The organism is Streptomyces sp. ICBB 8177 (assembly GCF_003144095.1).
GTDB lineage: Bacteria > Actinomycetota > Actinomycetes > Streptomycetales > Streptomycetaceae > Streptantibioticus_D.
This window is the reverse complement of sequence record NZ_NSKH01000004.1, coordinates 408,048-434,379: the sequence shown is the minus strand read 5'-3', so window position 1 is coordinate 434,379 and position 26,332 is coordinate 408,048. Positions and strand designations below refer to the sequence as shown.

17 protein-coding genes are annotated in these 26,332 nt (G+C 70.3%); 5 read left to right on the top strand and 12 right to left on the bottom strand.

Annotated elements, in window-relative coordinates; translation table 11 throughout:
- Nucleotides 1–725 precede the first annotated feature (725 nt).
- Nucleotides 726–893: a hypothetical protein gene (locus CK485_RS28710; RefSeq protein WP_158288184.1), complete on the top strand. Its 168-nt coding sequence runs from the start codon at nucleotides 726–728 to the stop codon at nucleotides 891–893.
- Nucleotides 894–1,349: 456 nt separating this feature from the next.
- Nucleotides 1,350–2,327, top strand: coding sequence for an L-threonylcarbamoyladenylate synthase (locus tag CK485_RS07535; protein ID WP_109448277.1), 978 nt, complete (start codon nucleotides 1,350–1,352; stop codon nucleotides 2,325–2,327).
- A gap of 234 nt (nucleotides 2,328–2,561) precedes the next feature.
- Here CK485_RS07535 and CK485_RS07530 read toward each other — a convergent pair whose 3' ends face one another.
- On the bottom strand, nucleotides 2,562–2,792 hold the full coding sequence (locus CK485_RS07530; RefSeq protein WP_109448275.1) for a 4-oxalocrotonate tautomerase family protein: 231 nt from the start codon (nucleotides 2,790–2,792) through the stop codon (nucleotides 2,562–2,564).
- A gap of 550 nt (nucleotides 2,793–3,342) precedes the next feature.
- Between CK485_RS07530 and CK485_RS07520 the strand changes: the two genes are divergently transcribed.
- On the top strand, nucleotides 3,343–4,221 hold the full coding sequence (locus CK485_RS07520; RefSeq protein ID WP_109448273.1) for a helix-turn-helix transcriptional regulator: 879 nt from the start codon (nucleotides 3,343–3,345) through the stop codon (nucleotides 4,219–4,221).
- 495 nt (nucleotides 4,222–4,716) lie between these two features.
- Here CK485_RS07520 and CK485_RS07515 read toward each other — a convergent pair whose 3' ends face one another.
- Nucleotides 4,717–5,151 (bottom strand): peptidase inhibitor family I36 protein, encoded by a 435-nt coding sequence (locus CK485_RS07515; RefSeq protein WP_158288183.1) that lies wholly within the window; start codon nucleotides 5,149–5,151, stop codon nucleotides 4,717–4,719.
- A gap of 836 nt (nucleotides 5,152–5,987) precedes the next feature.
- On the opposite strand from CK485_RS07515, the gene CK485_RS07510 reads away from it, so the two are divergent.
- Both CK485_RS07510 and CK485_RS07505 read left to right on the top strand, forming a co-directional pair.
- Complete coding sequence (locus tag CK485_RS07510; RefSeq protein WP_109448268.1) at nucleotides 5,988–7,691, top strand: carboxylesterase family protein; 1,704 nt, start codon at nucleotides 5,988–5,990, stop codon at nucleotides 7,689–7,691.
- Nucleotides 7,692–7,811: 120 nt separating this feature from the next.
- Nucleotides 7,812–8,429 carry a TetR/AcrR family transcriptional regulator gene (locus tag CK485_RS07505; protein ID WP_109448548.1) on the top strand — a complete coding sequence of 206 codons (618 nt, stop codon included), beginning with the start codon at nucleotides 7,812–7,814 and terminating at the stop codon, nucleotides 8,427–8,429.
- 174 nt (nucleotides 8,430–8,603) lie between these two features.
- Here the strand turns inward: CK485_RS07505 and CK485_RS07500 are convergent, their stop codons facing one another.
- The 10 genes from CK485_RS07500 to CK485_RS07455 form a co-directional block, all read right to left on the bottom strand.
- On the bottom strand, nucleotides 8,604–9,152 hold the full coding sequence (locus tag CK485_RS07500; protein ID WP_109448546.1) for a GNAT family N-acetyltransferase: 549 nt from the start codon (nucleotides 9,150–9,152) through the stop codon (nucleotides 8,604–8,606).
- A 408-nt stretch (nucleotides 9,153–9,560) separates the two neighbouring features.
- On the bottom strand, nucleotides 9,561–10,064 hold the full coding sequence (locus CK485_RS07495; protein WP_109448266.1) for a cysteine dioxygenase family protein: 504 nt from the start codon (nucleotides 10,062–10,064) through the stop codon (nucleotides 9,561–9,563).
- Nucleotides 10,065–10,508: 444 nt separating this feature from the next.
- The gene (locus CK485_RS07490) at nucleotides 10,509–10,700 is read right to left on the bottom strand and encodes a hypothetical protein (RefSeq protein WP_109448264.1); all 192 of its coding nucleotides are present in this window, start codon (nucleotides 10,698–10,700) and stop codon (nucleotides 10,509–10,511) included.
- Between the two features lie 32 nt (nucleotides 10,701–10,732).
- Nucleotides 10,733–11,479 (bottom strand): alpha/beta fold hydrolase, encoded by a 747-nt coding sequence (locus tag CK485_RS07485; protein WP_109448262.1) that lies wholly within the window; start codon nucleotides 11,477–11,479, stop codon nucleotides 10,733–10,735.
- A 27-nt stretch (nucleotides 11,480–11,506) separates the two neighbouring features.
- Nucleotides 11,507–12,727 (bottom strand): aminotransferase class V-fold PLP-dependent enzyme, encoded by a 1,221-nt coding sequence (locus CK485_RS07480; RefSeq protein ID WP_109448260.1) that lies wholly within the window; start codon nucleotides 12,725–12,727, stop codon nucleotides 11,507–11,509.
- Nucleotides 12,724–14,010, bottom strand: coding sequence for a phenylacetate--CoA ligase family protein (locus CK485_RS07475; RefSeq protein WP_109448258.1), 1,287 nt, complete (start codon nucleotides 14,008–14,010; stop codon nucleotides 12,724–12,726). Before CK485_RS07475 ends, CK485_RS07480 begins: the two co-directional genes overlap by 4 nt.
- The gene (locus CK485_RS07470; RefSeq protein WP_109448256.1) at nucleotides 14,007–15,026 is read right to left on the bottom strand and encodes a TauD/TfdA family dioxygenase; all 1,020 of its coding nucleotides are present in this window, start codon (nucleotides 15,024–15,026) and stop codon (nucleotides 14,007–14,009) included. The genes CK485_RS07475 and CK485_RS07470 overlap by 4 nt, the downstream gene beginning before the upstream one ends.
- Nucleotides 15,020–18,145 carry a non-ribosomal peptide synthetase gene (locus CK485_RS07465; RefSeq protein ID WP_199239269.1) on the bottom strand — a complete coding sequence of 1,042 codons (3,126 nt, stop codon included), beginning with the start codon at nucleotides 18,143–18,145 and terminating at the stop codon, nucleotides 15,020–15,022. The genes CK485_RS07470 and CK485_RS07465 overlap by 7 nt, the downstream gene beginning before the upstream one ends.
- A complete protein-coding gene (locus CK485_RS07460; protein WP_109448254.1) occupies nucleotides 18,145–18,735 on the bottom strand; it encodes a DUF6817 domain-containing protein in 591 nt (196 codons plus the stop codon). The genes CK485_RS07465 and CK485_RS07460 overlap by 1 nt, the downstream gene beginning before the upstream one ends.
- Nucleotides 18,728–26,311: a non-ribosomal peptide synthetase/type I polyketide synthase gene (locus CK485_RS07455; protein WP_109448253.1), complete on the bottom strand. Its 7,584-nt coding sequence runs from the start codon at nucleotides 26,309–26,311 to the stop codon at nucleotides 18,728–18,730. Before CK485_RS07455 ends, CK485_RS07460 begins: the two co-directional genes overlap by 8 nt.
- Nucleotides 26,312–26,332: the final 21 nt, after the last annotated feature.

Sequence of the window (26,332 nt, the reverse complement as noted above, 5' to 3'; positions counted from 1 at the left end):
ACCACGCGGCTGACAAGGGTGGTTCGACCGTCACCGGCAGAACCACCCCACAACCGCTCATGAGGTGATCAGCGCAACGCGTCCTGCCGTGAATCATGACCTGCCGCGTAGTTCCGGTTCACCACGCCAAGCACGCACGCTCTTCTGTACCACGCGCACATAACGGATCGTCCCCCGCACGCGGGCCTCGTCCGAACTTGGCGGCGAAGGCCTCGGGCGCTCTGCGGATAGCACCTGATCCAGGAAGCATTCCGCCTCACCCTGGAGAAGCATCACATCGAGGGCGTCACCGGCGGCGGCGCGGCCACTCGCCTGTCCGCCGAGGACGAGGCCTCCGGGCGTTGCCGAGCGGGGCGCGGTGGACCAGCGCCTGCGGACGCCCGTACAGCACTACGACGGCGCTCCCCCGCCCGCCGCGTCCCAGCTGTCCAGAAAGCCGGCCGGGAGCGGCGGTGTCCTTCGCTCGCGGGCTGTCTCCCAGGCCTGTGGGGCCCGGCGGCATAGATCAAGCAGGGCGTCCCGCGTCCCTCGAACTCGTCAAATGCCGACGGGAAGCTGCAGGTCGAAGCCTGCCTCGTCCCGCGGGCCCGCAATCTCCAGCGACGGAGGTCCCATTGGTTCTTTCCAGCTGATGAGACTTGCTGTGCCCCGGTCACGTGATCGCGGCACAGTCCGGTGCTCACGAACCCTTTGGACCGCACGAGCACCGCATGAGGGAGGTGCCCATGCTCCGCAGCACAGCGAACGAGCCCTCCGGAATCCACTCCATCACGCCAGGCGGCGGTGACGGCTCCACCTACGGCTACTACGACGGACCCGGCTACATGATCCAAGCCTGCTTCCAGTTCACCTCGTGGTCCGGTGCCGCTGTGCACTGCAGCCCCGCCATCTGACGGAGGTTGTCTCGTACGGGGTTCTGCGTAGCTGGCGAGTCCACCGACGGGTGCCCCTCGAAGCCAGAGCTTCACGCGATCGCGACAGCCCCAAGGCTGCCGCGACGATCTCCCGGCAGGGCCGCTTACCGCATCCGCAAGGCCGTCGTCGAGCCCGCTTCGGCACGAGCACGAGCTGCCACAACGGCCGCCAGTCTCTCCTGCACGGTGAGGAAGGCACCCGAGGCGAGTGCCTCCGGCCCCTCAGGGGCCGGAGGCGGTGAGGTGCCTGTGGATGCGCCCACGCAGCCCGCTCTCTGGTCTGTGGTCCGTCGGCGCCGACGGCGCTACGCAGCAACAGGTTCCGCACCCGACGAAGTTCGCGTCCAATGAAGTTGCGGTCAACTGCGGCACTCCAGGGTGAGGAAGACGTCGTGGCCGCTGCCTGGTCCTCGACGTGCGCCTAGGATTGCGAGGGTGATCGCGAGGACCAGTGACATCGAGAAGGCAGCCGGTGTGCTGCGCGCCGGAGGGCTCGTGGCTCTCCCGACCGAGACCGTCTACGGCCTGGGGGCCGACGCCGAGGATCCCGCCGCTGTCTCACGCATCTTCCAGGTCAAGGGGCGTCCGCCCTCTCACCCGCTGATCGTCCATCTCGGCGATGCGCAGATGCTCGACGAGTGGGTCGAGGATGTGCCGCCTACGGCGCGTCTGTTGGCCGAGCGCTTCTGGCCGGGCCCGCTCACGCTGGTCCTGCGGCGCGGTCGCCGAGTGCCGCTCGAGGCGACCGGCGGACTGGAGACGGTGGCCGTGCGAGTGCCCGACCACCCTGTAGCGCTTGCGTTGCTTGCTGCCTTCGGCGGCGGTGTCACGGCCCCGTCCGCGAACCGCTTCGGCGCCGTCAGCCCCACCACCGCCGACCATGTCCGCATGGAGCTCGGTGACGCGGTCGACTTCGTCCTGGACGGCGGCCCTTGCGCGGTCGGCGTCGAGTCGACCATCGTCGACGTCACGGGCGACACACCGAGCATCCTGCGCCCCGGCGGGATCACGCGCGAAGCCCTCGAGGAGGTGCTGAGGCACCCCTTGGCGGTCCCCTCGAGCAGCAGCGTCCGGGTGCCGGGCCAGCACCCGTCGCATTACGCACCGCGAGCGCGGGTCGTCCTCGTCGAGCCGGAAGGGCTCGTCTCCGAAGCTCAGCGCATGCGGGAGGCGGGGCACCGGGTAGGCCTTGTCCTCCCACCCGCCTCCCCCGACGCCGCCGTGCCGGCACATGCGGTGGTGAGGGTCCCCGGTTCGATGACTGACTACGCGCGCGGTCTGTACGGGTTCCTGCGCGAACTCGACCAGCAAGGGTGCGACGTCATCGTCGCCTCGGTGCCGGCCGAGGAAGGGCTGGGGCTCGCGATCGCCAACCGGCTGCGACGTGCCGCAGGCCCCCGGCCTACAGGGTGACCGGCAATGATGCGCGCGCTCAGCGGACGCGACAGGGGTGCGGAACGCTCAGGATGCGGCGTGGCTACGGCTCGAGACCGTGGAAGGCGACGAGGTGTGCGCTGCCGTAGGCCAGGTCGTAACGCAGGCCCACGATGGCCGGCCCGCCGGGTGAGCGATTGCCGTGCGGCGGACGCTCGACCCGGCGGTCCCCGGTTTCAGGGCGCTGTCCTGCCCGAATGACGGCGGATGCGGTCAGGCGTTGCTGGTGTCGCTCGGTGTCGCCTCGCCGAGCATGGCGAGGGTGAGCACATGGCCGGAGATGCCCCAGCCCCCGTCAGCGACTTCTTCGACCAGCACCATGGTGTTGTTGCGGGCGCGCTCGCCGTAGATCTCGACGTACAGCTCGGTGGTGCGGGTGACGATCTCCTCCTTCTGATTCGCGGTGAGGGTCTTCTCGGGAACCTTGAAGTTCGCGAAAGGCATGGCTGCTTGTTCCTTCTCTCGGTGCGGTGCTCCTGGGAGCTGCCTGCGGTGCGCAGGCTCGTCCAGTCCGATACGGCGGAAGAAGTCGGCGCGGAGGCGGTAGGCGGCCGCGGAGACGACTTCGCTGCCATCTCGACCGGGGTCTATGTGGGTGCGCAGAGGCCGGTGCCGTGCTTCATCCCACCAGTCGCGTGATCGCTTCGCCGATCTCGGTCACATCGGCGTCCGAAGGGACGAGCGCTCCCGGGCGCTTGCCCGGATCACTCATACGGGGTGCTGACGCTGGTCGTAGGCTTCCGCGCGCTCGACGTCGCCGGGGACGATCGCAACACGGGATGAGGTGGCGGACTGGACCGGCACAGCGGTCCCGGCAAGGGAAGTGGGGATGGCCATAGCTGACTCCTGTGGTGGATGGGGTCGGGCCGCGGTCTCGCCATCGCCCTGCTGCGTCTTCCACGATCGGTCGGTCCCCCATCCCTAGCCAGGGCTGCGTTTACCCAGGGGACGCCACCCCCTGGATGGGCTGCGGCCCACGAGCGACCATGGAGGGGTGAACCTTCCAGAACTCGGTGCCTTCCTCAGGACGCGCCGCGACCGCATGCGCCCCGCCGAGGTCGGTCTCCCCCGGGGCCCGCGCCGGCGCGTCCCCGGGCTGCGCCGCGAGGAGGTCGCGCAGCTGGCAGGGCTGTCCGCCGACTACTACACCGAGCTGGAACGCGGTGGCGCGAAGAACGGCGTGCAGCCCTCGGCCCAGACCCTGGCCGCCCTTGCACGAGCCCTGCGCCTCAACGGCGACGAGCGCGACCATCTGTTCCACTTGGCCGAACGGCCCGTCCCCCCGTCAGCGCACGGACCATCGGCACACGTGCAGCCCGCGCTCCTCGCCCTCCTGGACCGGCTGTCGAACACCCCCGCGCGCGTCATCACCGACCTGCACGAAACCCTGGTGGAAAACGACCTCGCCCTGAGCCTGTTCGGGTCGTCCCCGGCACACCGTGGCCCGGCGGCGAGCTTCGTGTACCGCTGGTTCACCGACCCGCAGGCGCGTGAGATCTACCCGCCCGAGGACCACCCGCACCACTCCCGGGTGTTCGTGGCCGACCTCCAAGCGGCGGCCGCCCGGCGCGGCGGGGACCCAGAGGTCACGAAGATGGTCGCCGTGCTACGCCGCCGCAGCCAGGAGTTCGCAGCCCTCTGGGACACCCACGACGTCGCGGTGCGCCGCATGGACCACAAGAGGATCGTCCACCCCCTGCTCGGCGTCATCGAACTCGACTGCTACAACCTCCTCAGCGAGGACGGCCGGCAACGTCTGCTGTGGTTCACCGCTTCGCCCGGAAGCACGGGAGCCGAGCAACTGGAACTGCTGTCCGTCATTGGAACCCAGGAGCTGAGCATCCCGGAGAACCTGGACCGTCAGCTGCCGTGAACCCTCAACCGGCATCCAGAGTCGGACCGTTCCTTGCGTACGATCAGGCGCCTGCCGGTCGGTCCATCGTTGGAGCGGGGGCCGGTGACTTCTGCGGCCCGGGCTCCGTCGCGGATCTCGGCCGGCGGTCTCGACGGCCGCCGCCCGCGCGACGGCGAGGATCTTCAGCACGCACGGTCACCCGCCGGTAGGCGGCTGGGACACCGCCGACGCCGCCATGAGCGAACGAGTTGTCGCAGGAGCCCCGGCCTGTTGCTGACCGAGATGTCGTGGGGGGCGGCGGCCACGGTCAGGACCATAGCGCCAACTCCTGTCGGCGGCGAAGCCCTCTGTACCTGGCAAGCGGTCAGGCGCAGCTCTCTGCGGGCAGACGCGCCCGGTCGTGGGCGGACGGCGGCGGCACGGCTGAAGGCGCTTCGGAGCCGCGGGCACGGCAGACCGGCGCCTCACGGCTGCGCGGGAACTGCCTGGCATTCTCTCCTGCCGAGTGGTGGCTCAGCGGTTCGTGGAACCGAACCTGACGGCGCTGATGCTGTCGGTCAGCCACACCCTCTTCTCACTGGAGTTGACCATCGTGCCGTGATCCCCGTTGAGGCCGTCGAGAGTCTCGTAGGAGGCGGCTCCGTGGATCAGCTTGAAGTCGCCCTCGCCGCAGGACGCGTGCTCGCACAGATAGGCGTACCACGCAAAAGGCGCCCGGTAGTAGACGGACGATGCCCGGTCGTTGGCGTCGTACTTGCTGAGCTGGTCGACATCGTGGCCGTTGAGGACCCAGACGGGGGCATCGTGGCGGCCGTTGAAGTCACGGTCCTGGTAGAGGCACAGGGACCGCTCCGGGCAGGCCTGCTTGCCGTGCCCGTGGATCTCCCTGACGGGAGAATCCGCGGTGGCCGAGGGAGTGGCCAGGGGCAGCCCGACAACCGCAGCCATGGACAAGGCGAGAACGAGTTTCTTGATCACACCCACCGAACTACCCACACCACAGACAGGCCACGGCACAGGACACGAAGACCAACCCATCGAGTGACCGTCGAGCCGGCCGCGGCCGGCTCGACGCCTGCCCCGCCCGTCACTTGGCCGCCCGACCACACCAGCCCAGCGGGTCATCATCTGCCGCATGCCATGGTTCAGGGTGCAGGACCGCGGTCAGGCGCTGGAATCACCCATCCACGCCCAGCCAAGGCGCCAACCAGCACCAGAGGTTACGGGATTGGGTCGCGGCGCGCTCAAAATCACTGGACGTACGTACAGTCAAGTCTTAGCTTGATGTCCGGCGGGTCTCTCGTCTCGGTGGAAGGAGTGGGAAGGAGCAGCGTCGCGGTGGGTTGTTGGTCCTGTGCGCGTCGGTCGCTCCGTGCCAGACCTGTGCGGGTGATGAGCCGGGCAGGCGCGTGATCACCGTGCGCGGAAACGTCGCCCGCCTCGCCCGGCTACCACGCCGGCTCCGGGAGAAAGGTGCTCCGGTGACGATGACCGACCTGCTCGATGTGCGCGCGCATTTCACGCCGCCCACCACTGCCGAGGAGCGAGAGGCGCAACCGGCATGCCCTGGCGGACATCGCCGGGCTGCCTCGCGAACAACGCGAAGCCATCGGGCGAAACGCCCTGCGCTGTTCCCGCAGGCCGCGGCCCGACTCGGGCGGCAGACCGCGCCGGCCTGACAACGTGTGAGCAGTGCGCGGGGCCGCCTGGCGCCGGCCCACCCTCCGAACAGACTCTGCCCCGATCCCGGACGCATCCCACGGTTCGGCAGGAGAAGGAAGGTCATGCACACGATGGACGCGCAGGCTGTCACCCGGGTGACAGCCGGACTGCTCCGCGGAATCCATGAAGAGGGTGTCATCGCGTATCACGGTGTCCCTTTCGCCCAGCCTCCGGTCGAACCGCTGCGGTTCCGCTCACCGTTGCCACCGGAACCGTGGCAGGGCGTCAAGGACGCGAGCCGCCCAGGTCCCGCCTCGTACCAGTTCAACTCCGCCAACCAGGGCGAGGTCGAGCGCATCGTGCGGGACATCGACCCCGGCGTGCCCGGCATCATGGCCTGGCCCGGCTACACGAACGCGACCTACCGCCACAACCACGCGGCGGAAGACTGCCTCTACCTCGACATGTGGGTACCGGAGTCGGCGCCACACAGAGGCCTGCCCGTCTACGTCTACTACCACGGCGGTGCCAACGCCGTCAGTTCCGGTTCGTTCGCGTTGGAAAGGGGCGCGAACCTGGCTCGCGAGGCCAACGTGATCGTGGTCCGGCCGAACTACCGTCTGGGCGCCCTGGGATGGGTCCACTTCGGACTCCTGGCCGGTGACCTGCCGGAGGCGGTCAACCTCGGCGTACAGGACCAGTTGGCGGCACTGAAGTGGGTGCATGAGAACGTCGTGGCCTTCGGAGGTGATCCGGAGAACATCACGGTCGGCGGGGAGTCCGCTGGAGCCACCGCGGTCTCACACCTGCTGACCAACCCGAACGCGCATCCCTACTTCCGGCGCGCGGTGTTGCAGTCGCTGTCCCCTTTCAATCTCTGGTGCACGCAGCAGCGATCGGAAGCCGTCACCGTCGCACGGATGTATCTCGACCTCCTCGGCCTCTACAACCCGTCGCGGCTCCAGGACGTCGATCCGAACCGGTTCCTGGCCGTGCAGAACGTGTTGACCCGCTACTTCCCCCCGGACCACCATCTCGCCTGGCCTCCGCTGGGCGCGGTCGTCGACGAAAACTGGGTTCCGCAGGTCCCGGCGCTGCACTTGTCGGAGAATGTCGCCGCCAAGCCCGGTTTGGAAGTGGCGATCGGTTTCGCGAAGGACGAGTGGCAGTTCTTCCGTGGGCACTCCGAGACGGTCAGGCACGGCTCCCGGCAGGACGTGCTACGCGTCATGGAGCAGGTTTTCGGCGCGGACGGTGCCGAGGAGGTCTACCGGCGAATGCACGAACTCCACCCGGGCCACCTTCCCGGGAGGCTGCTGTCGGACATCATGTCCTTCGAGTTCTTCAAACTGCCGTCGTTGGCGATCGCGCGGAACCTCAGCGCGCAGCGGATCCCGGTGCACCTCTTCCAGTTCTCGTACGACCTGCCCGGACTCGACGGCCGGCTCCGCGCCGTACACACCGGGGACATCCCCTTCCTGTTCCGCAACCACTCCGAACGCGACCTCGCCTGGTGGCCGGCGTTCGACGGGGCCGACCGTGGGGAGGTGCGCCGGGTCAGCGCGCGGATGGGCGAGCTGTACGCGTCCTTCATCCGCAGCGGCCGTCCGGGAGCCGGCTGGCCCCGCTTCGACGCGGCGAACGGGAACGTCCTGTGGTTCGGCCGGTCCGTCGAGCCGAGGCCGGGCCTGCTCAAGCGGGAGGGGGACATCTTTCAGGAGAACGGGTTCGGTACCGTGCGGGCGGTGGAGGACGCGCTCGTCGAAAACGTCCGCGACGCGTTGGCGAACACGTCGGCCACCTGTGGGCTGCCTCGTGGCGGCTGAACCCGGCCGCCACCCGCGTCGCCATGGGAGGGCTCCCGACTCGGCTCACATCCCCCGGTGACGCCGGTGCCATACTCGAGCGGAAGCACGCAGAGATTGAGGGACGGCCAGATGGGCGACATGACGGCCAGTCGAAGCGAGACGAGCGGCAGTCGGCGGAAGGCGATCCTGCGAGCGGCGGAACGCCTCTTCGCCCTGGAGGGCTACCACGGCGCGACGATGCGCCAGATCGCCGAAGAGGCCGGCGTCCAACTGTCCCTCGTCGTCTACCACTTCACTTCCAAGCTCGGCCTTTACTCGGCGATCTTCGAAGAACGCCGGTATGTCAACGACGAACGGCTGGCGCGCCTGAAGGCGATCCCCGACCTGCGTGCCGACGACGCTCTCGAACAGGTCGTCAGCTCCTTCACCGACCCGGTTCTCGCGCTGCACGACGAGCCGGACGGCATCTGGTTCGCCCGCCTCATACTGCGCGAGGCCTCCGATCCGTCCAGCCAGGAACGCCCGGTCATCCGGGACCAGTTCGACCCGTTGGCCCGCCAGTTCATCGACGCGCTCAAGCTCGCGCTGCCCGACAAGCCGGCAGGGTTCCACCAATGGGCCTACCTGTACTCGGTGGGAGCCCTCACCCAGAGCGCGTTCGACACCCGCGTACGCAACATCGCCGACGAGCCGAGCTACGGATCGAAGCACGATTTCCTGCGGTCCTACCTCACCGCCGCCCTGCGCTACGGCTGATCAGGCATTGCTTGCGTCGCCGACGGAAGAGCTACGACCGCGCCCGCCGCTCCACAAGCTCTGGCCTACCCCTCGTCGACGCCGTCGCGGCCCCCACCGGCTGAGCACGCGAGGTTGGCCTCCGCCGGTCACCCGTGGGCTTTCGCCGGCCTGCGCGCGGGCTCACCCGCTGCGTCAGAAGACCGGCAGCAGGCCCCACGTCTGCAGGGCATAGGGCCGCCCCTTCTCCTCCCCTTCGATCAGTGGCACGTCAAGCAGTCTGAAGCCCGCTTTGGTGGCCACGGCAACGCTTGCGGCGTTTTCGGCTTCCAGCTCCAAAATCACCTTCCCCACCGCCAGTTGCTCGGATGCGTAAGCGGCCATCACCCGCACCGCTCGCGCGGCCAGCCCCTGGCCGCGGTGCGCCGGGCCGATCACGTAGCCGATCTCCGCGCCTTCCGGGACACGCCGCAGCATCACCTCCCCGAGCGGCGCGCGACCATCAACGGTGATGGCGAGCAGGATGGTCGTGCCCTCCGCTCGCAGTTGCCGGTCCCTGCCCAACCGTGCGCGGGCGGCCGTTTCATCGAAGGGGGAGACTATCGGCGTCCAGTACGCGACGTCGGGGTGGTCGAACAAATCCGGCATCGCGGCGAGGTCTGCTTCCGTCCAGTCGCGCAGGACGAGACCTTCCCCTGTCAGCTCAATCCGCTCGGGAAAGGGTGGCGAGGTGCCGCTCATGATGCCGTTCCTGTTTGGCCTGACAAGACAGGGCAGCATAACCAGCGCAGTCATCGACGCACCACGTGGCTCCGGAGGTTGTGGCCCTGAGCGCGGCGGCGTGACAGGCGTGCCCCCGGAAAACCGCGCCCAGGCCCGGCTGTGGCACGAACGCGAGCAGGCTGGTGCCGTGCAACGGGCTGAAGTGGCTCAGCACCGGAACACCTATGTGTGGCCACCACCATGGCCATCGTCCGGGGCGGGTGAAGCAGAAAGGACAGCCGGCCACGCTTTCCGGATGGCGCAGGCTTTCGGTCGATGACGGCGGCGCGGGGTCACTGGGCCTGCCGTCACCCTGAAGCATTCCTTGCGGGGCACGCGGCATACTTCGGGCGCGCCCCGCAAGGGCATTACTCCCGGTAAGGGGCCGGGTCAGGCAGTCACCAAGCGCGGCCGCGTACGGCCTTCGCAGTAGGGGGCGGTGTGCGCCCGCGCCTCGGTCAGGCCCGGGTGGTAGACGTGCAGGCTCACCGCCGACGTCAGCGCGTCGTTGACGACCTGGTGGAGGTAACCCGGTGGAAGGACCCGCTGGCTGCCTGCTCCCAAGACGCGCTCTCCACTCTGCGTTCGTTCGGTGAGCGTGCCTTCCAGGACGGTGAGCACACCGGAGGACCGGTCGTGGTCGCGCGTCCTGCCGCCCTGCCCGGGCACCCAGGACAGCAGCCACACCTCGTAGCCCGGGTCGGTGCGCAGCCGGTGGTACCAGCGCTTCGTGGCGTCGTACCGGACCAGGTGCTCCCACTGGGAGCGGTCGGCGGCGATGGCACGGGCCATGCCTGCGAACTCGGCGACGGTGGCCGGGTGTTCGCGCGGGGGCTGCAGCAGGTGCGGGACCTCGAGAATGTCGCCGGCGATCTGGAGGTCGCTGCCTCTCACGTACGAACCACCTGGCTTTCGCGGAGCTGGAGCACACTGGGACCGAAAGCCGTCACGAGCTGCGGGGCCGGGGCTTCGGCCGGCAGGCCCGCACGGGTGGGGTCGGCAGGAGTGCGAACGGCGGGCGGACCGTCGCCCCAGGTCATGAGGGGGACGCAGGACCGGGGATGCATCAGACCGGGAACTTCTGTCATGTTGATTACTGCTCCTTTCGTTCAGGTCGGTTCACCGGGTCGCAGGAGGGCGGTCCGCGCGCGCTGAGAAGGGGCCGGGCCCTCGGCCGGAGCATGGCGGGTGAACCGCCCGTCGCGCGTCCTCACGCCGGGTCTCGAACGGTTCACTCCGACGCGGCCGACCGGGGCGAACCGGCCAGGACTTCGAAGCGTTCGGAGCGGGTCTCCGGTTCGGCGAACACACCGTGTTCTCCGTCGAACTCGGCCCACGTCAGGCCGTCTCGGCACCGTGAGGGGTCGGCACCGCTGTCTGCGTCCCTGTGACGTGCTGCCGGTCCTCGGCGCCGTGGCCCCGGGTGCCGGGATCGGCCGAGGCGAGGTCCGTGCGGGGCCGGTCGTCCCATGAGACCAGGTGGGCGCAGCAGCGGGGCAGTTGCAGGCCGGAGGTCTGTGTTTGATTCATCGTTGGTCCTTTCTTCAGCGTAGGCGACCGCTTCACGGGATACGGTCGAGAGCGGGCCGGGGGGCGCACGAGGCCAGGTCCTGGAGCAGCGCCTCGTACCACAGGTCCGTACCGTCGGGCCCGGTCAGGAAGTGCGCGGCCTTCAGGCTTCGCCACGAGAGGCGGTCGGTCTCCTCACGCCAGGCGAGAGCCGAGGACGTCGGGATCAGGGCGTCCTCGATGCCGTGGTAAAGGAAGACCGGACACCGCAGGCGGTCGTGGGTCCCGGGTCTGAGATAGCTTTCGCTCGCGTGGAGCTCCGCCCGGAGGGTGGGGAGGAACAGTTCGAGGAGTTCCTCCTCGTCCGTCAGGTCCGGGCTCAGCCCACCGATCGCGGCCAGCTCACCGAGCAGTTCCGCGTCGCCCATCGAGCGCCAGTCGACCGGCGGCAGGGGGGTGGACGGCGCCCGCTGGCTGGCCGCGAACACGGCCTCGACCCGCTTTCCGGACGCCTCCAGGCGCGCGGCCATGTCGTACGCCACGAGCGCCCCGTAGCTGATCCCGGCGAACGCCAACCGCTCGCTGCGCGCGATCCGGGCGGCCAGCGTGCGCATCGCGTACGCGCTCACCGAGGCGACGTCCGGGAGGGGCTCGTCGAAGAGCCGTCCCTCCCGGCCGGGCAGGTCGGGGAGGACCACCTCGACATGGTCCGGCAGGTCTTCCCGCCAGCTTCGAAAACGTCCCAGCCCACCGCCGGCGTGCGGGAAGCACACGAGGGTCAGGGTCCGCAGGCCAGACATGTGAACACCTTCTGTCGATCGGTGGTTTCAGCGGCGCGTGGCGACGGCCGCGGCCGGGCCTATCCAGCTGAGCAGTTCGTCCAGTGCCTCGTAGAGGGCCTCGATCTCGGAGACCTCGTTGTAGAGGTACGCGGAGACACGGAGGATCTCCCCGCCGGCCAGGTCGGTGACCAGCGGCTGTGAGCACATGTGACCGCTGCGCACCATGAAGCCGTAGGAATCGCTCAGCATGCGGGCGACTTCGCCGGTGGGGACGCCCTGCTCCAGCCGCAGGCTGACGAGCGCGATCCGGTCGGTCAGGTCCGGCGGACCGACCAGACGCACCCCCGGGCGGGTGAGCGCCCCTCCGACCAGGGCGGCGGCCAGTTCGCGCTCGCGCCGCCGGAGCGCCGGGGCGTTCAGTGACTCCAGATACCGGATCGCCGCGCCGGACCCGATGACCGAGGCGATGGCCGGCGTACCCGCTTCGAACTTGAAGGGTGTTCGCCGGTCCACGCTGCCGTCCAGGTCGACCCAGTCGACCATGCCCCCGCCGACCGACAGGGGGCGCAGTCCGGCCAGGAGGCGAGTGCGGCCGAAGAGGACGCCGACTCCGGTGGGGCCGAGCATCTTGTGCATGGAGAACGCCAGGAAGTCGACGTCGAGCTCGCGCACGTTGATGCGCTCGTGCGGCATGGACTGGGCGGCGTCGAGGACGATGACCGCGTCGGTGGCCGAACGGATCTCGGCGATCAGCTCCGCCACCGGGTGGACGACACCGGTGACGTTGGAGCAGTGCGTGAGCGCTACCACCTTCGGCCGACCGCGCAGCAGCTCGCGGAAGTGGTCGCGGTCGAGTCTGCCGTGGGTGTCGACCCGGGTCAGCGCGAGGCGGCCGGCCCGCCGCCACGGCAGCGTCTGCGAGTGGTGCGCGTCCATGCACCCCACGACGTAGGCGTCCGGTTCCAGGCCAAGTCCCTGGGCGACCAGGTTCAGGGCCTCGGTCGTGTTCCGCGTCAGGACCACTTCGTTCGCCGCGGCGCCGAGGTGGGTGGCGATCGCCACGCGGGAGGCCTCGTACGCGTCGGAGGCCTCCTCGGAGAGCCGGTGCTTGCCACGGTGGATGTTCGCGCCGTTGGTCTCGTAGTAGTCGGTGATCGCCTGGATGACGGGCCGCGGCTTCAGGGTCGTGGCCGCGTTGTCCAGATAGGAGATGGTCTCCCCGTCGATCTTCCGCCGCAGGGCCGGGAAGTCGTCTCGAACGGTCATCGCGCACCTTCCGCGGATATCTGGGAGACGCAGGGCTGGAACTTCCCGCTGCGCTCGCCGGCGATGTAGTCGACAGCCTCGACGCGCACCGGGTTCGGCGCCAGTGCTTCGGTCAGGCGTTGTACGAGCGCGGCGGTGTCGTCGGGCCGCGCCTCGGCGTTGGGGATGTACCGGAAGGTGCAGGCACCGGTCCGGTCCTGTTCCAGCTTGTAGACGTCGAGGCCGGGGGCGTCACCGACCAAGGTGTCGACGGCGCCCGGTGTGACGACACGGCCGTCCGCCAGCTGGATCATGTGGGTGGCACGGCCCTCGATCCGCACCAGCGGCAGGTCGCTGCCGCAGTCGCAGGGGTTGCCCAGGGGCGTGAAGTGATCCCCCGTGGCGTACCGGATGCGTGGGATGAGCGCGTCGTCCTTGGTGGTGACGTACAGCTCGCCCGTCTCGCCGTCCGCGACGGGCTCGCCGTCGCGAACGAACTCCACGTGGAAGTCACGGTCGTTGATGTGCCGCATCCCGAGATGGCACTCGAACCCGAGGTAGCCGAGCTCGGACATGCCGATCATGTCGCCGATCGGCAGCTCCGGGCCCATGAACTCCTCGATCTGGCGCCGTGCAACCCGCGTCATGAGGGTGTACCCGCACACCATGTGCAGGCGGCGAGGTGAGGTGATCCGGCGGCCGAGGCGCCGCGCCCACCTCGTCAGGAAGGCGAAGTGCGTCGGGTCCACCACCAGGAGGTCGGGTTCGTACAGCTCGATCTCGTCGAGGGCCTTGACGATCTGCCACTCAGGTGTGGCCAGGAGGTCGTGGGCCACGGTCAGCACCAGGGTGCCGTCCGCGAGCGTCCGGTCCTCCATGGTCGAGAATCCCGTCGCGCACTCCACGTCCGAGCAGTTCGGCGGGGCGAAGCGGCAGATCCTGGGCCGGCTGCCGGGACGCCACAGCTCGTCGAAACGCCGGTTGACGCCGAGCGCGGTCGCCTGCCGCCTCGCCAGGTCGTAGGCCAGGATGGCGCTGTTCAGCCGTTCGCCGGAGGTTCCGGAGCTCTGGAAGCGCATGACGTGCGGCGAGTTGAGTGTGTAGCCCTTGGCCAGCACCCCCGCGGGGAAGTTGCGCCGGTAGTGGGACTTGAAGGTGGGCGGCAGCCGCAGGAAGTCCACCGGGCCCCGGATGTCCTCCGGCCGCAGACCGCAGGCTTCCATGTGCTTACGGAAGAACAGCGTGTTGTCGAACGCGTAGGCGATCTCTTCGCGAACGGCTTCGAACGTCGTCGGGTCGCTCATGCCATGGCCACCAGGACGGTGCGGGCCCCGGTGTAGGGCTTCCTGCCGTGCGAGAACTGCTCGTTGTCGACGATCATGACGTCGCCGGCCTGCCAGGGCAGGGCGATCTCCTCCGCCGCGTAGGCCGCGCGGATCTGCGCCAGGTCCTCCGAGTGAAGGGGCGTGCCGTCCCCGTACAGCGCGTTGCGGGGCAGTTCGTCCTCGGCGAAGCTCTCGCGCAGCTCGCGCTCGACGTGCTCCGGGAGCGAACTGACGTGGAACAGGTTGGCCTGGTTGAACCAGACCGTCTCCCCGGTCGCCCTCGCCTTGACGGTGGCCTGCACCACGTGCCGGGTACGCAGTCGTTCGCCGCCCAGCCACTCCGCCTGGATGCCGTGCCGCTCGCAGTAGGCGTCGACCTGGGCGCGGTCCTCGGTCTGGAAGACCTCCTGCCAGCTCAGGTCCATTCCGTGGCCGAAGTTGCGGACGTACATCACGCCGTGCCGCTCGAAGCGCTCGCGTGTGGCCCGCGGCAGCCGGGCGTGAACGCGGGCGCTGTCCGCGATGGGTGTCTCGCCCCCCGTGGCCGCCGGAGCGACACAGGTGAGGAAGAGGGTCGCCGGCCACGAGTCGGTGTACGACATCTCGTTGTGCTGGGGGATGGTCTGGTCGGCCGGGTACTCCGTCGACGTGAAGACGTTGCCGTCGACCCGCCGGCGTGGCGTGGAGCGGTTGTCGTAGTCGCGCAATCCGCCGTCCAGCCCGGTGACGAGGTCGGCCAGGCCCGCGGCGTCCAGCGGCGCGAAGCCACGCAGCAGGACGGCGCCGTGCTCGTCACGCAGCCGGGCCAGGGTGTCGCCCGAACCCGCCAGCCACTCCCGTGCGTCCAGTCCGGTGAGGGTCGGTGTACAGGACACCGCCCGCGTTCCTTCGACCAGCGGGGCGACGCGGACCAGGGCCTCGCCGGTGACCGCGACGGACCTTCGGGCCCTGGTGAAGCGTCCGTCGGTGCCGGTGCCGTTCGTCTGGGTCAACATGCTTCTGCCGCCTTCTTCTCGAGGAGCCGGTCGATGAATTCGGCGAGCTCCGACACGACGGGGAACTCGAAGAGGTTGCGCAGTTTGAAGCTCACCTTGAAGTCGTCCCGCAGTCGGGCGACCAGTTGGGTCGCGAGCAGCGAATGCCCGCCGACTTCGAAGAAGTCGTCGTCGGCGCCGACCCGGCGCAGCAGCAGGAGTTGCGCGACGATGTCGGCGACCCGCCTCTCCGTCTCCGTCCGGGGCTCGACGTAGGTGGCGGACTGCTGGGTGTAGAAGCCCGGTTCGGGGAGCATCGAGGCGTCGACCTTCCCGGTGCCGGTCAGCGGGAAGGCTTCCAGGGCCACCAGGTGGGCGGGCAGCATGAAGTCCGGGAGGCGCTCGGCCAGGAACTCGCGCAGCCACTCCGCGCTGCCGCGGTCGCCCTCGGCGTCGACGAGGTACCCCACGAGGTGGGCGCCCGTGCTCTCGCCGGCCTCCACGACCAGGCTGCCCGTCACCCGGGGGTGCTGACGCATGACTGCCTCGATCTCGCCCAGCTCCACGCGGAAGCCGCGCAGCTTGATCTGACGGTCGACACGACCGAGGAACTCGACGGTACCGTCGGGCAGCAGGCGCGCCTTGTCACCGGTGCGGTACATCCGCCCCGACGGGTCCGGGCTGAACGGGTCGGGGACGAACCGGTCCTGTGGGCCCTGGGCCGTGGACAGGTAGCCGTGCGACACGGACGAGCCGCCGATCCACAGCTCGCCGGGCACACCGGCCGGCAGCGGCCGACGCCCGGAATCCAGGACGTAGGCGCGGGCGTGCCGCATCGGCGTGCCCAGCGGGACGCTGGAGGCCAGGGCGGCCAGGTCGTCGGAGGAGGTGGCCTGCCCGCAGAGCACGCCGACGGTCGTCTCGGTCGGGCCGTAGTGATTGAAGAGCCTGCAGTCGCCGAGGTAGTCCTTGAACAGGTTGTACCAGCCCCAACCGAACGGCTCGCCGCCCGCGACCAGGGCCTGGTGCGGCATCAGCCGCTCCGGCTCCTCGGCCACGGTGAAGACGGCTTCCAGGTGCGAGGGCGTGATCTTGAGGAGGTCGTAGCTCTCGCGGGACAGCAGCTCGGCGAGGGCTTGTGCGTCCGCGGAGACCTCCGGCGCCACGACCAGGAGCTCGCCGCCGGTGACGAGCGGCGGGAACAGCGCCGTGTTGCCGAGGTCGGTGCCCAGGGTGCTCAGGGCGACCGAGTCGACCGGGCCGGTCAGGCGCAGCCGGTCGAGCACACCGTCGAGGTAAGCCGCCAGATGGCCGTGTCCGACCAGGACGCCCTTCGGGGTGCCGGTGGAGCCCGAAGTGAAGATCACGTAGGCAGGATCGTCGTCGGTGGTCGCCACGTCGGGGCAGTCGCTCGCGCGGTGGGCACACACGGTCAGATCCGCGTCCAGGACGACGGTGTCGCACTCCCCCGGAAGGGTCGGGGCCGTCTCCGCGGTCGCCACGGCGTGGCGGAGGCCGACCGCGTCGAGGACCGCGGACCGGCGCTTGGCGGGCAGGCTCGGGTCGACCGGCACGTACCCCGCTCCGGCCTTGGCGATCGCCAGCATGGCGACGAGGGCCAGGTCCGAACGTTCCAGGCAGAGCCCGACCAGTTCACCGGCGCGCACCCCGCGCCCGGCCAGCTCGTTGGCCAACCGGTTGGCGGCCTCGTCGAACTGCCGGTACGTCCAGGAGCGGGCGGCCGTCCTGAGGGCGGGGGCGTCCGGGGCGAACCGCGCGGTCCGTTCGACCTGGCGGTGCCAGTGCTCAGCGGGGCGCGCGGGCGGCTGCGCCGGGTTGGTGGCCGCGACGAGTTCCCGCGCGGCGTCCTCGTCCAGCATGGCCAGGTCGGGCACGGCGGCACCCAGGTCGCCGCCCAGTGCCGACAGGGCCGCGCGCAGGCAGGCGAGCAACGCCTCGGCGCCGCCCTCCGCCATTCCGAGGGTCTGGTGGCGCAGGGTGAGGCGGATCTCCCCGTCCAGGTCCTGTGCCGAGAGCGCCACCTTGCGGGCGTCGTCGGACGGTTCGATCCACAGGTCGTGGAAGGCCGCCTCGCGCGCTGAGCCCAACTCCGTGACCTCGTGGAAGGCGAAGCCCGGTATGGCGGTGAAGTGCTGGCCGGCCGGGTCCATGGAGCTTTCGTCCGCCTGCTCGAAGGTGTCGAGCTCCAGGTCCACCGAGCGCAGCAGGTCGGTCAGCGTCGTCTCGTCGCCGACCGCCGCGAACACCGGCGCGGGGGTCTCGAAGAGGCCGATCGAGGTCCGCAGTTCGGGGAACGGCCGGCGGGTGAGCAGCGCGTTGACCGCGAGGTGCTCCGGCCGCCCGGCGGCGTGCCACAGGGCGACGAACCAGCCGGTCAGCAGAACGCTGCGCAGACCGCCGTCGCAGTCGTCCCCGAGGCGTCGCAGTCGCCGGGCCAGGGGCGCGGGGACCGTCCACCGCAGGTCGGCGACGGTCGTGTCGTCGGAGAGGAGTTCGAGCGGCAGGTTCAGCGGAGGCAACTCCTTCAGCCGGGCCGCGCGGCCGGCCGCGAGCTCCTTCTGACGCGGGCTCGGCGCCCCCTCCTCGACCTGCCACTGGGCGTAGTCGGCGTACTGGACGATGCCGTCGCGGCTCCACGAGGCGCCTTGCGTCCTCGCGGCGCAGGCGTCCCCGAGGTCGCGGAGGAAGACCTCGGCAGAGAGGGCGTCCATGCTCATCCGCGGTGCCGACACCACGAGTGACCGCTGCCCGTCGGCGCAGGTGAAGAGGGTCAGGCGCAGGGGGGCCGCGTCCTCCTCGTCGGTCTGCGCTCGCGCCTCCTCCCGTACGAGGGCGGTCAGCGCGGCCTCGTCACCGGAACGCTCCGACAGCCGGAACCGAGGACGGTCCTCGATCACCATCAGCGCGGTGCTGTTGTCGCCGAGCACCTTGCGGTAGACGGTGCGCAGGCTCTCGTGCGCCGACACCACGTCGGCCACCGCGCGTTCCAGCACCTCGCGGTCGAGCGGTGTGCCGAGGGCCGCCCGGGCCACCGTGCGGCCGGCCCGGCCGTCGGCCACGAGCCCCAGGACGTGCTCCTGCTGCTTCGACAGACGAAAGCCTTCCCAGGCCTGAGACATCAGTTCTGCTCCGGCTCGATCCACAGCTGCCCCTTCGTGAACGTGTTCCATGTGTTGACTGCGTCCGGACCGAGGTATTCGGCGGCGATCTGCCAGAAACCCGCGTACTCGGCCGGGAGATTGAGGTGGGAGTGGCTGACCTGTTGCGGCATGTGCGCCAGGACGTCACCCAGCTTCAGGCGCAGGAGATCCTCGAACTCCTCCCGGTCCAGCGGAATGTCCGCACCGGTTCGCCGGTCCTTCAGGGCCGGCTCCCCTTTCGGCCGCATGATGTTTCGGAAGCTCTTGCCGAGCGACGCGTAGTTCATGACGGAAAAGGTGTGGATCATCTGCTCCACCCGGGGTCCGACAGCCGCTCGGACCTCGACGCGCCGTTCGTCGGGAATGGACTCGACATTGTCGTTGTGCAGCCCTTCCGTTCCGTAGACGCCGTGGAACAGTCCGGCGAGGCAGACGTGCTCCCCCGCCTTCATGTCCTGGAGGATGGCGCAGGCCCGGAACATGTGGTCCAGAAGGGTCTCGTCCTGGTGCGCGATTTTGTGCAGGCCCAGCCGCACAAGATCGCTTCGATGTATTTCGGCGTCAAGCATTCGTCGTTCCTCGATTTTCCTGCGGTCGCCGCTGCGACCGGATTTCGTTCCATGACCGCTTTTTCTGACTCCCTTCCTTGCCTTCCCACAGGTCTTCCAGGGTGCGGTTGACAAGGCTGAGCCTCGCGTCCGGCCGGGTGGACAGGAATTTCACCAGTTCACTCAGGCAGTGCGTCAGACGGCGGACGGTGGAATCGGAGAAGAGACCGACGCGGTAGTCGATTCCGCCCGTCATCCCGCCTTCTTCGTCGGCCACGAGCGTGAGTTTGATGTCGTGCACCGACAGAAGGAATTCCGCGTCGATCTCCTCGGCACGTACGCCGGGGAGGTCCCAGTCGGGCAGCGGAACGTCCTCCAGCAGGAACCAGGTGCGGTACACCGGCGCCGATTCGCCCGAGCGACGTTCCGGCCTGACGGCCTGGACGACGTGGTCGAACGGCACGTCCTGGTTCGCGTACGCCTCCAGTGCCTTCTCGCGCACCTCCTTGAGCACGTCCGTGAAGGTCGGGTCGCCCGTGAAACGCGTCCGGATGGCCAGGCTGTTGACCAGGAACCCGATCGTGTTCTCGAGCTGCGGGTGGGCGCGGTGGCCGGCCGGGACACCCACGACGATGTCCTGCTGGCGGCACCACCACTGGAGGAGCACCTTCCAGGCGGCGAGGTAGCCCATGAAGGTGGTGGCGCGTTCGGCCGTGCAGACCTCCCGGAAGCCGGCGGCCACCGCGGGGCCGACCGAGAGCGGCGCCCGGGCCCCCTCGATCACCTCGGAGTCGTCGACCGTCCCCTCGGTGGGGAGGGCCAGCACGGGCAGTGGAGCGGCCAGTTCGCGGCGCCAGAAGTCGATCTGGTGCCGGAACTCGCCCGAGCGGGCCTGCTCGGCCTCCCACAGGGCGACATCGGCGTAGCACACACCGGGTTCCGGAAGCAGGGCCGCGTTGCCATCGCGGTACAGCGCGCTGATCTCACGGACCATGACCGAGGTCGACCATGCGTCCCACACGATGTGGTGCACGGAGACCACCAGGACGTGCTCCTGCGGAGCGACCCGCAGCAGCCGCACCCGGAAGTGCGGGCCGCTGGCGAGGTCGAAGGGGGCGCGCGCCTCCTCGGCGATCACCCGCTCCGGGGCCAGCTGCTCGGGCGCGTCACTCACGTCGATGAGTTGGAAGTCCAGCGGCTTGCCGGTGCCGGGCATCTGGTGGGGGGCGTCCCCGGCCGCTTCGAACGACAGCGACAGGACGTCGTGGCGGTCGACGAACGCCTCGAAGGCGCCGCGTAGAGCGGTGGCGTCGAGCGGGCCCGTGAGGCGGAACGGCTGGACCAGGTTGTACGTGGTGCTGCCCGGGACGAGCTGGTCGTGGAACCACAGGCGGGCCTGAGCGGCCGTCAGCGGGACCGGAGCCGCACCGTGGTCCGTGCGGACGGGCCCCGACACCGGGCGTGACGGGGAACTGTCGTCCGAGGAGCCGATCGCGGCCGCGATGCGCTCCAGCGTCGGGTTGTCGAAGATCACCCGGATGGGGATCTCGACGCCGAGGGCCTTGCGCAACCGGACGACCGTGCGCATGGCGGTCAGCGAGTCGCCGCCGAGCTCGAAGAAGTGGTCCCGCCGGCCTATCCGTTCGACCTTGAGGATGTTCTCCCACACCGCCGCGACGATCTTCTCGATCTCCGTGGCCGGTGCCTCGTACACCGTCGGCTCGTCCGGCTCGTCCGGCACCACGAGGGCCTTGCGGTCGACCTTTCCGTTGGCCGTGAGCGGCAGCTCGGGGATCCCGACGACGGTCTCGGGCACCATGTAGCCCGGCAGCTTCGCACCGAGGAACTCCCGTATGCCGGACGGGACCCGGTCGCCCTCCTGGGGCACGACGAACGCGACCAGCCGCTTGGCTCCCTGGGGACGGCCGTGGACGACGGCCGCCGCGCCGCGCACGGCGGGATGCTGGAGCAGCGCCGTCTCGATCTCGCCCAGCTCGATGCGGTACCCCTGGAGCTTGACCTGGAAGTCCTCGCGCCCGAGGAACTCGATTTCACCACTGGGCAGGAACCGCCCCAGATCGCCCGTCCGGTACAGGCGTTCGCCCGTGACGGGGTGACGGACGAAGCTCGCAGCGGTCCGCTCCTCGTCGCGCAGGTACCCCTCCGCCAGGCCGACGCCGCCGATGTAGAGCTGCCCGGGGACACCGGTCGGACGCGGACGGAACGCCTCGTCGAGGACGTGGAAGGCCTGGTTGCGCATCGGGCGGCCGTACGGAATCGACGGCCAGTGAGCCGGCACCTCCCCCACGAGATGGAGGATGGACCAGATGGACGCCTCGGTGGCGCCGCCGAGGCTCACGATCTGCGGCGTCCCCAGGACCCGCCGGATGCGCTCCGGCAGGGTGACGGGGAACCAGTCGCCGCTGAGCATGACCAGCCGCAGCGCGTCGCTGTGCGCACCGCCCACGGTCATGTGCTCGACGAGCAGTTCCATCAGCGCCGGTACGGAGTTCCACAGGGTGACGCCCGCCCGCTCGGCCAGCTCCAGCCAGACCGCCGGGTCACGGTGCGAGGCCGGGTCCGGGACGACGACGGCGCCGCCGGCGGCCAAGGGGCCGAAGATGTCGTAGACCGACAGGTCGAAGCTCAGCGAAGACAGGGCCAGCGTCCGGTCGTGCTCACCGACCGCGAAGCGGTCGTTCACGTCGATGACCGTGTTGAGGGCGCCGCGGTGGCTGATCATCACCCCCTTGGGCACACCGGTCGAGCCCGAGGTGAAGATCACGTAGGCGAGGTCGCCGGGTTGCGTGGCCGGTCGGGCGACGGGCTGCGTGCCCGCGTCCGCGGGCAGCGTGTCCACGGCGAGGACCGTGTCCTCCGGCCCCAGGGGCCCGGCCAGCCGGCCGGCGACCCACGACTGGGTCAGCACGGCCCGGACCTGCCCCTGGGTGAGCAGGAAGTGGATCCGCTCCTCGGGCAGTTCCGCGTCCACCGGCAGGTACGCCGCGCCCGAGGCCAGGATGCCGAGCACCGCGGCGCTCTGTTCCCAGCCCTTCTCCATGACCACGGCGACCAGGTCGTTCGGTCGGACGTCCAGCGCGGTCAGCCGGGCAGCGATCACCCCGGCACGACCGGCCAGCTCGCCGTAGCTCAGCGTCCGGGCCCGCGTGATCACGGCCGGGCGGTCCGGGCTCCGCTCGGCCACGGCGAAGAACGGCTCGTGCAGCAGGCCCGAAGGCAGGTGGCCTGCCGTGCGGTTGTAGTCCTCCCGCACCGCCGCGTCCGTGGCCGGCAGCAGCGACGGGAGCGGCCGGTCCCACCGCTCCTCGTCGTCTGCCAGCCGGCGCAAGAGGTCCAGGGTGGCGCCGTGGACCGAGGCCACCAGCCCCTCGGGGAAGAGCTCGTCGACCGCGTCGATGTCCAGGACCAGGGAGCCTTCCGACTCGAAGACCTGGGCGTCGATCCATACCTGCGGTGTCTGGGAGATGCTGAACACCTCCCGGCCGAGGCCGGTTTCCTGGCCGTGGTCGAGGAAGAGACTGGTGAACACCGCCGGCATCGCCGCGTCCGGGCGCACCTTCTTGATCTCGCGCAGGACCCGGACACCGCTGAAGAGGCGGTGGTCGATGTCGGTGAGCAACTGGTCCCGCACCGCCCGGGCCCGCTCGCCGAACGAGCCGGTGCCGGTCGCGTCGACCTCCAGCAGCGTCACCGAGGTGAAGTCGCCGACGACGGCGTCCACGCCCGGGTGCAGCGGGAGCCGGTTGGCCATGGGCAGGTTGAGCGTGAACCTGCGATGCGTGGCCCAGGTGGCCAACGCCTCGCCGTAGGCCGTGATGGTGAGCGCGGTGGGGGTGATGCCGCGGCGGGCCGCGACCGCCTTGAGCCTGCTCCAGCGCTCCTCGTCCACAGTTCCGCTCACCCGGCTGAAGCGGGGCGCGTCGATGGTGCGGGGCTCGCGGGCCAGCGGCAGCTCGGGGGCGGGGGCGAAGTCCGGCACCCGCTCGCACCAGTACGCCCGGGCGCGGCGGTAGGACTCGGTCTGCTCCAGACTCTGCTCGGCCAGGACGTAGTCGCGGAAGGAGAGCTGGAGTTCGGGCAGGTCGAGGTCTGGGTCCCGGTACAGGTCGGCGAGTTCACGCAGCAGCAGGTTCGAGCTGCGGGCGTCGGTGATCAGACCGTCGATGCTGTAGTGCAGGCGGGTGCGCTCCCCGTCCAGGAGGGTGGCGCGCAGCTCGAACAGCGGCCATTGCTCCGGCGCGAAGACCTGGTGGGACATGGCGTCGCGGGTGGCCTCCAGGGCCGCGCGCGCCTCGTCCTCCGGCCGCCCGCGGACGTCCTGGGCGGCGATGACGTAGTCGGGCACCTCGGTGAGGATCTGCTGTTCGCCCCCGGGCAGCACGATCGCCCGGAGCATGCCGTGGCGGCGGATGAGCCGCCGGAAGGCGAGTTCGAGCCGGGGCAGGTCGAGGCCGGTGACCTCGAACTCCTCGTAGCCGTGCATGCCGACGTTGCCGATGTCGAAGACTCCGGTGCGGCCGATCCAGTAGGCCTGCTGCACATCGGTCAGCGGGAAGGGCTCCGCGATGGCATCCGGGTCGGGTACGACGGCCGGCAGCGCGCCGGGAGCGTCGGCGCCGGACTCCGCGCCGGCGTCGGCCAGCGCACGCGCCAGGCCGCGGATGGTCGGCGACTCGATGAAGGTGCGCAGCGGGATGTCGACGCCGAAGAGGCCGCGAACCCGGGAGACGAGCTGGGTGGCGAGCAGCGAGTGCCCGCCCAGCTCGAAGAAGCCGTCCTCCGGGCCGATCGCCCGGGCGCCGAGGAGGTCGGCGAAGACCGCGGCGACCTCTCGTTCGGTCTGGTCCTGGTAGTCGGGTGCACCGGTCTCCTCCGGCTCCCGCGCCGCGGGCTCCTCCGCCGGACTTTGCCCGCTCCCGCTTCCGCAGCGGCAGCCGGCGGCGTCGGCGAGCGGCGGGTCGATCCAGCACCGCTCGCGTTCGAAGGGGTAGGTCGGCAGAACCGTGCGGTGCGGCCGGACTCCGCCGGCCAGCGCCTCCCAGTCCACCGCGACGCCCTCGCACCACAGCTCGCCGACGGCCGACAGCAGTTCCGGCCCGTCGGTCGCCGTCGCGGCGGGCAGGCACGCCACCGCGTCGCCGCCGACGGCTCGGGCCAGCCGGGTCAGCACCTGCCCGGGACCGGCCTCCAGGAGCACCGCCCCGGTGTCGCGGACGGCGGTCAGGGCGTCGTGGAAGCGGACGGTGGCGCGGATCTGCCGTGCCCAGTACCCGGGGCTGGTCGCCTCCTCGTCGGTGATCCACTCGCCCGTCACGTCGGAGACGAACGGGATGCACGGAGGCGAGAGCCGCACGCGGGCGGCCTCCTCCTCGAACGCCGCCGCCGCGCCGTCCATGAGGCGCGAGTGGAAGGCGTGGGAGGTGCGAAGCCGCTTGGAGACGACGCCGCGACCGGCGAGCCGCGCCTCGAAGGCCGTGATCGCGTCGGCGGTGCCGGAGACCACGCACTCGCGCGGTCCGTTGACGGCGGCGAGGTCCACACCGTCGAGCAGCGCCACCACCTCGCTCTCCGGCAGCGGGACCGCCGTCATCACGCCGGCCGGCGCGGACTGCATGAGCCGGCCGCGCACGGCGACCAGACGCAGCGCGTCCTCCAGGGACATCACTCCGGCGACGCAGGCGGCCACCAGCTCACCGAGGCTGTGTCCGACCATCGCGACGGGGCGCACCCCCCACGACTCCCAGAGCCGGGCGAGCGCGTACTCCACAACGAACAGCGCCGGCTGCGCGACCGAGGTCCGGTGGACCGTCGCCTCGTCGTCACACACGGCGCCGTCGAGACCGAGCACCGGCCGTACGTCGACGGCACCGTCCGTCAACGACCGCAGCAGGGCCGCCACACGGTCGGCCTCCGCGCGGAACACCGGCTCCCGCTCGTAGGCCGCCCGGCCCATCCCCGCGCGCTGGGCGCCCTGTCCCGGGAAGCCGAAGACCACCTCACGGTCCTGGGACGTGCGGTGCCGCGCCGGGACCCCGGAGCCCAGCGCCGCCACGGCCTCGCCGACGCCGCCGGCGACGACGAATCCGCGGTGTGCGAGGGTACGGCGGCCTCGCTGGAGGGTGTACGCGACCTCGTCGATGCGCTGGTCGGGGTTCGCCCGCAGGTGGGCGGTGAGCCGGTCGACGGCCGTCGCCAGCGCGGTGGGGGTCGCGGCGGAGACCGGCAGCACGTGCCGGGCGCGGCCGCCGGCGGCGGGCGTACGCGCGGGGGCCTCTTCGAGGACGACGTGGGCGTTGGTGCCGCCGATGCCGAACGAGCTGACGCCTGCCCGAAGACGCTCGCCCTCCCACGGCACCAGGACCGTGTTGACGTGGAACGGGCTGTCGTCCAGCCCGAGTCGCGGGTTCGGCTCGGTGAAGTGCAGGGACGGCGGAAGCTTCCTGGCCCGCAGGGACAGGACCACCTTGATGAGGCCGATCGCACCGGCCGCGGTGTCCAGGTGCCCGATGTTCGTCTTCACCGAGCCGAGGGCGCAGCTGCGGGCGGGGACCGTGCCGAAGACGCTCTTGAGTGCGGCCACCTCCACGGGGTCGCCCAGCGGGGTACCGGTGCCGTGGGCCTCGATGTAGGAGACCGTGGACGGGTCGACGTCGGCGATGGCGAGTGCCTCCGTGATGACGTCCGCCTGGCCCTCGACGCTGGGTGCGGTGAAGCCGACCTTGCGTGCGCCGTCGTTGTTGACGGCTGACCCCCGGATCACCGCGTGGATCACATCGCCGTCGGCCAGGGCGTCGTCGAGCCGCTTGAGCGCCACGACGGCGGCGCCGCTGCCGGCCACGGTGCCGTCCGCCGCGGCGTCGAACGCGCGGCAGCGGCCGTCGGCCGACCTGATGCCGCCTTCCTCGTGCCGGTACCCGCGCCGCTGCGGGATCACCGTGGCGCCGCCGGCCAGCGCCACGTCGCACTCGCCGCTGTTCAGGGCCTGGCATGCCATGTGCACGGCGACCAGGGACGTCGAGCACCCCGTCTGCACGCTGACGCTCGGCCCCCGCAGGTCCAGCTTGAAGGAGACACGGGTCGGCACGAAGTCCTTGTCGTTGCCGAGGGACGTCTGGAACTCGCCCACCCGTGCGACCAGGTCGCCGTTGGGCAGCAGGTTGCGGTGCAGGTAGGCGCTTTCGCCGACACCCGCGTAGACGCCGGTGACCTTCTCCGGTGAGCCCGGGGCGCTTCCCGCGTGCTCCAGGGCTTCCCAGGCGCATTCCAGCAGCAGCCGGTGCTGCGGGTCGAGCATCTCGGCCTCACGCCGGGAGAAGCCGAAGAAAGCCGCGTCGAAACCCTCCATGTCGCTGAGCACACCGAGCCGGCGCACGTAATCCGGCCGACCGGACTCGTCGGGGTCCACACCCGCGGCGAGGAGTTCCCCGTCCGTGAACGTGGTGATCGACTCGACCCCGTCGCTCAGGTTCTGCCAGAAGGCGTCCAGGGTCTGCGCGCCGGGACATCGCAGGGCCATGCCCACGACGGCGACCGCTGTGGCGGGCGTTCCGCCGTCGTCCAGGATGTCGTTCGTCATTCCCGTCTCCAAGATGTCGGA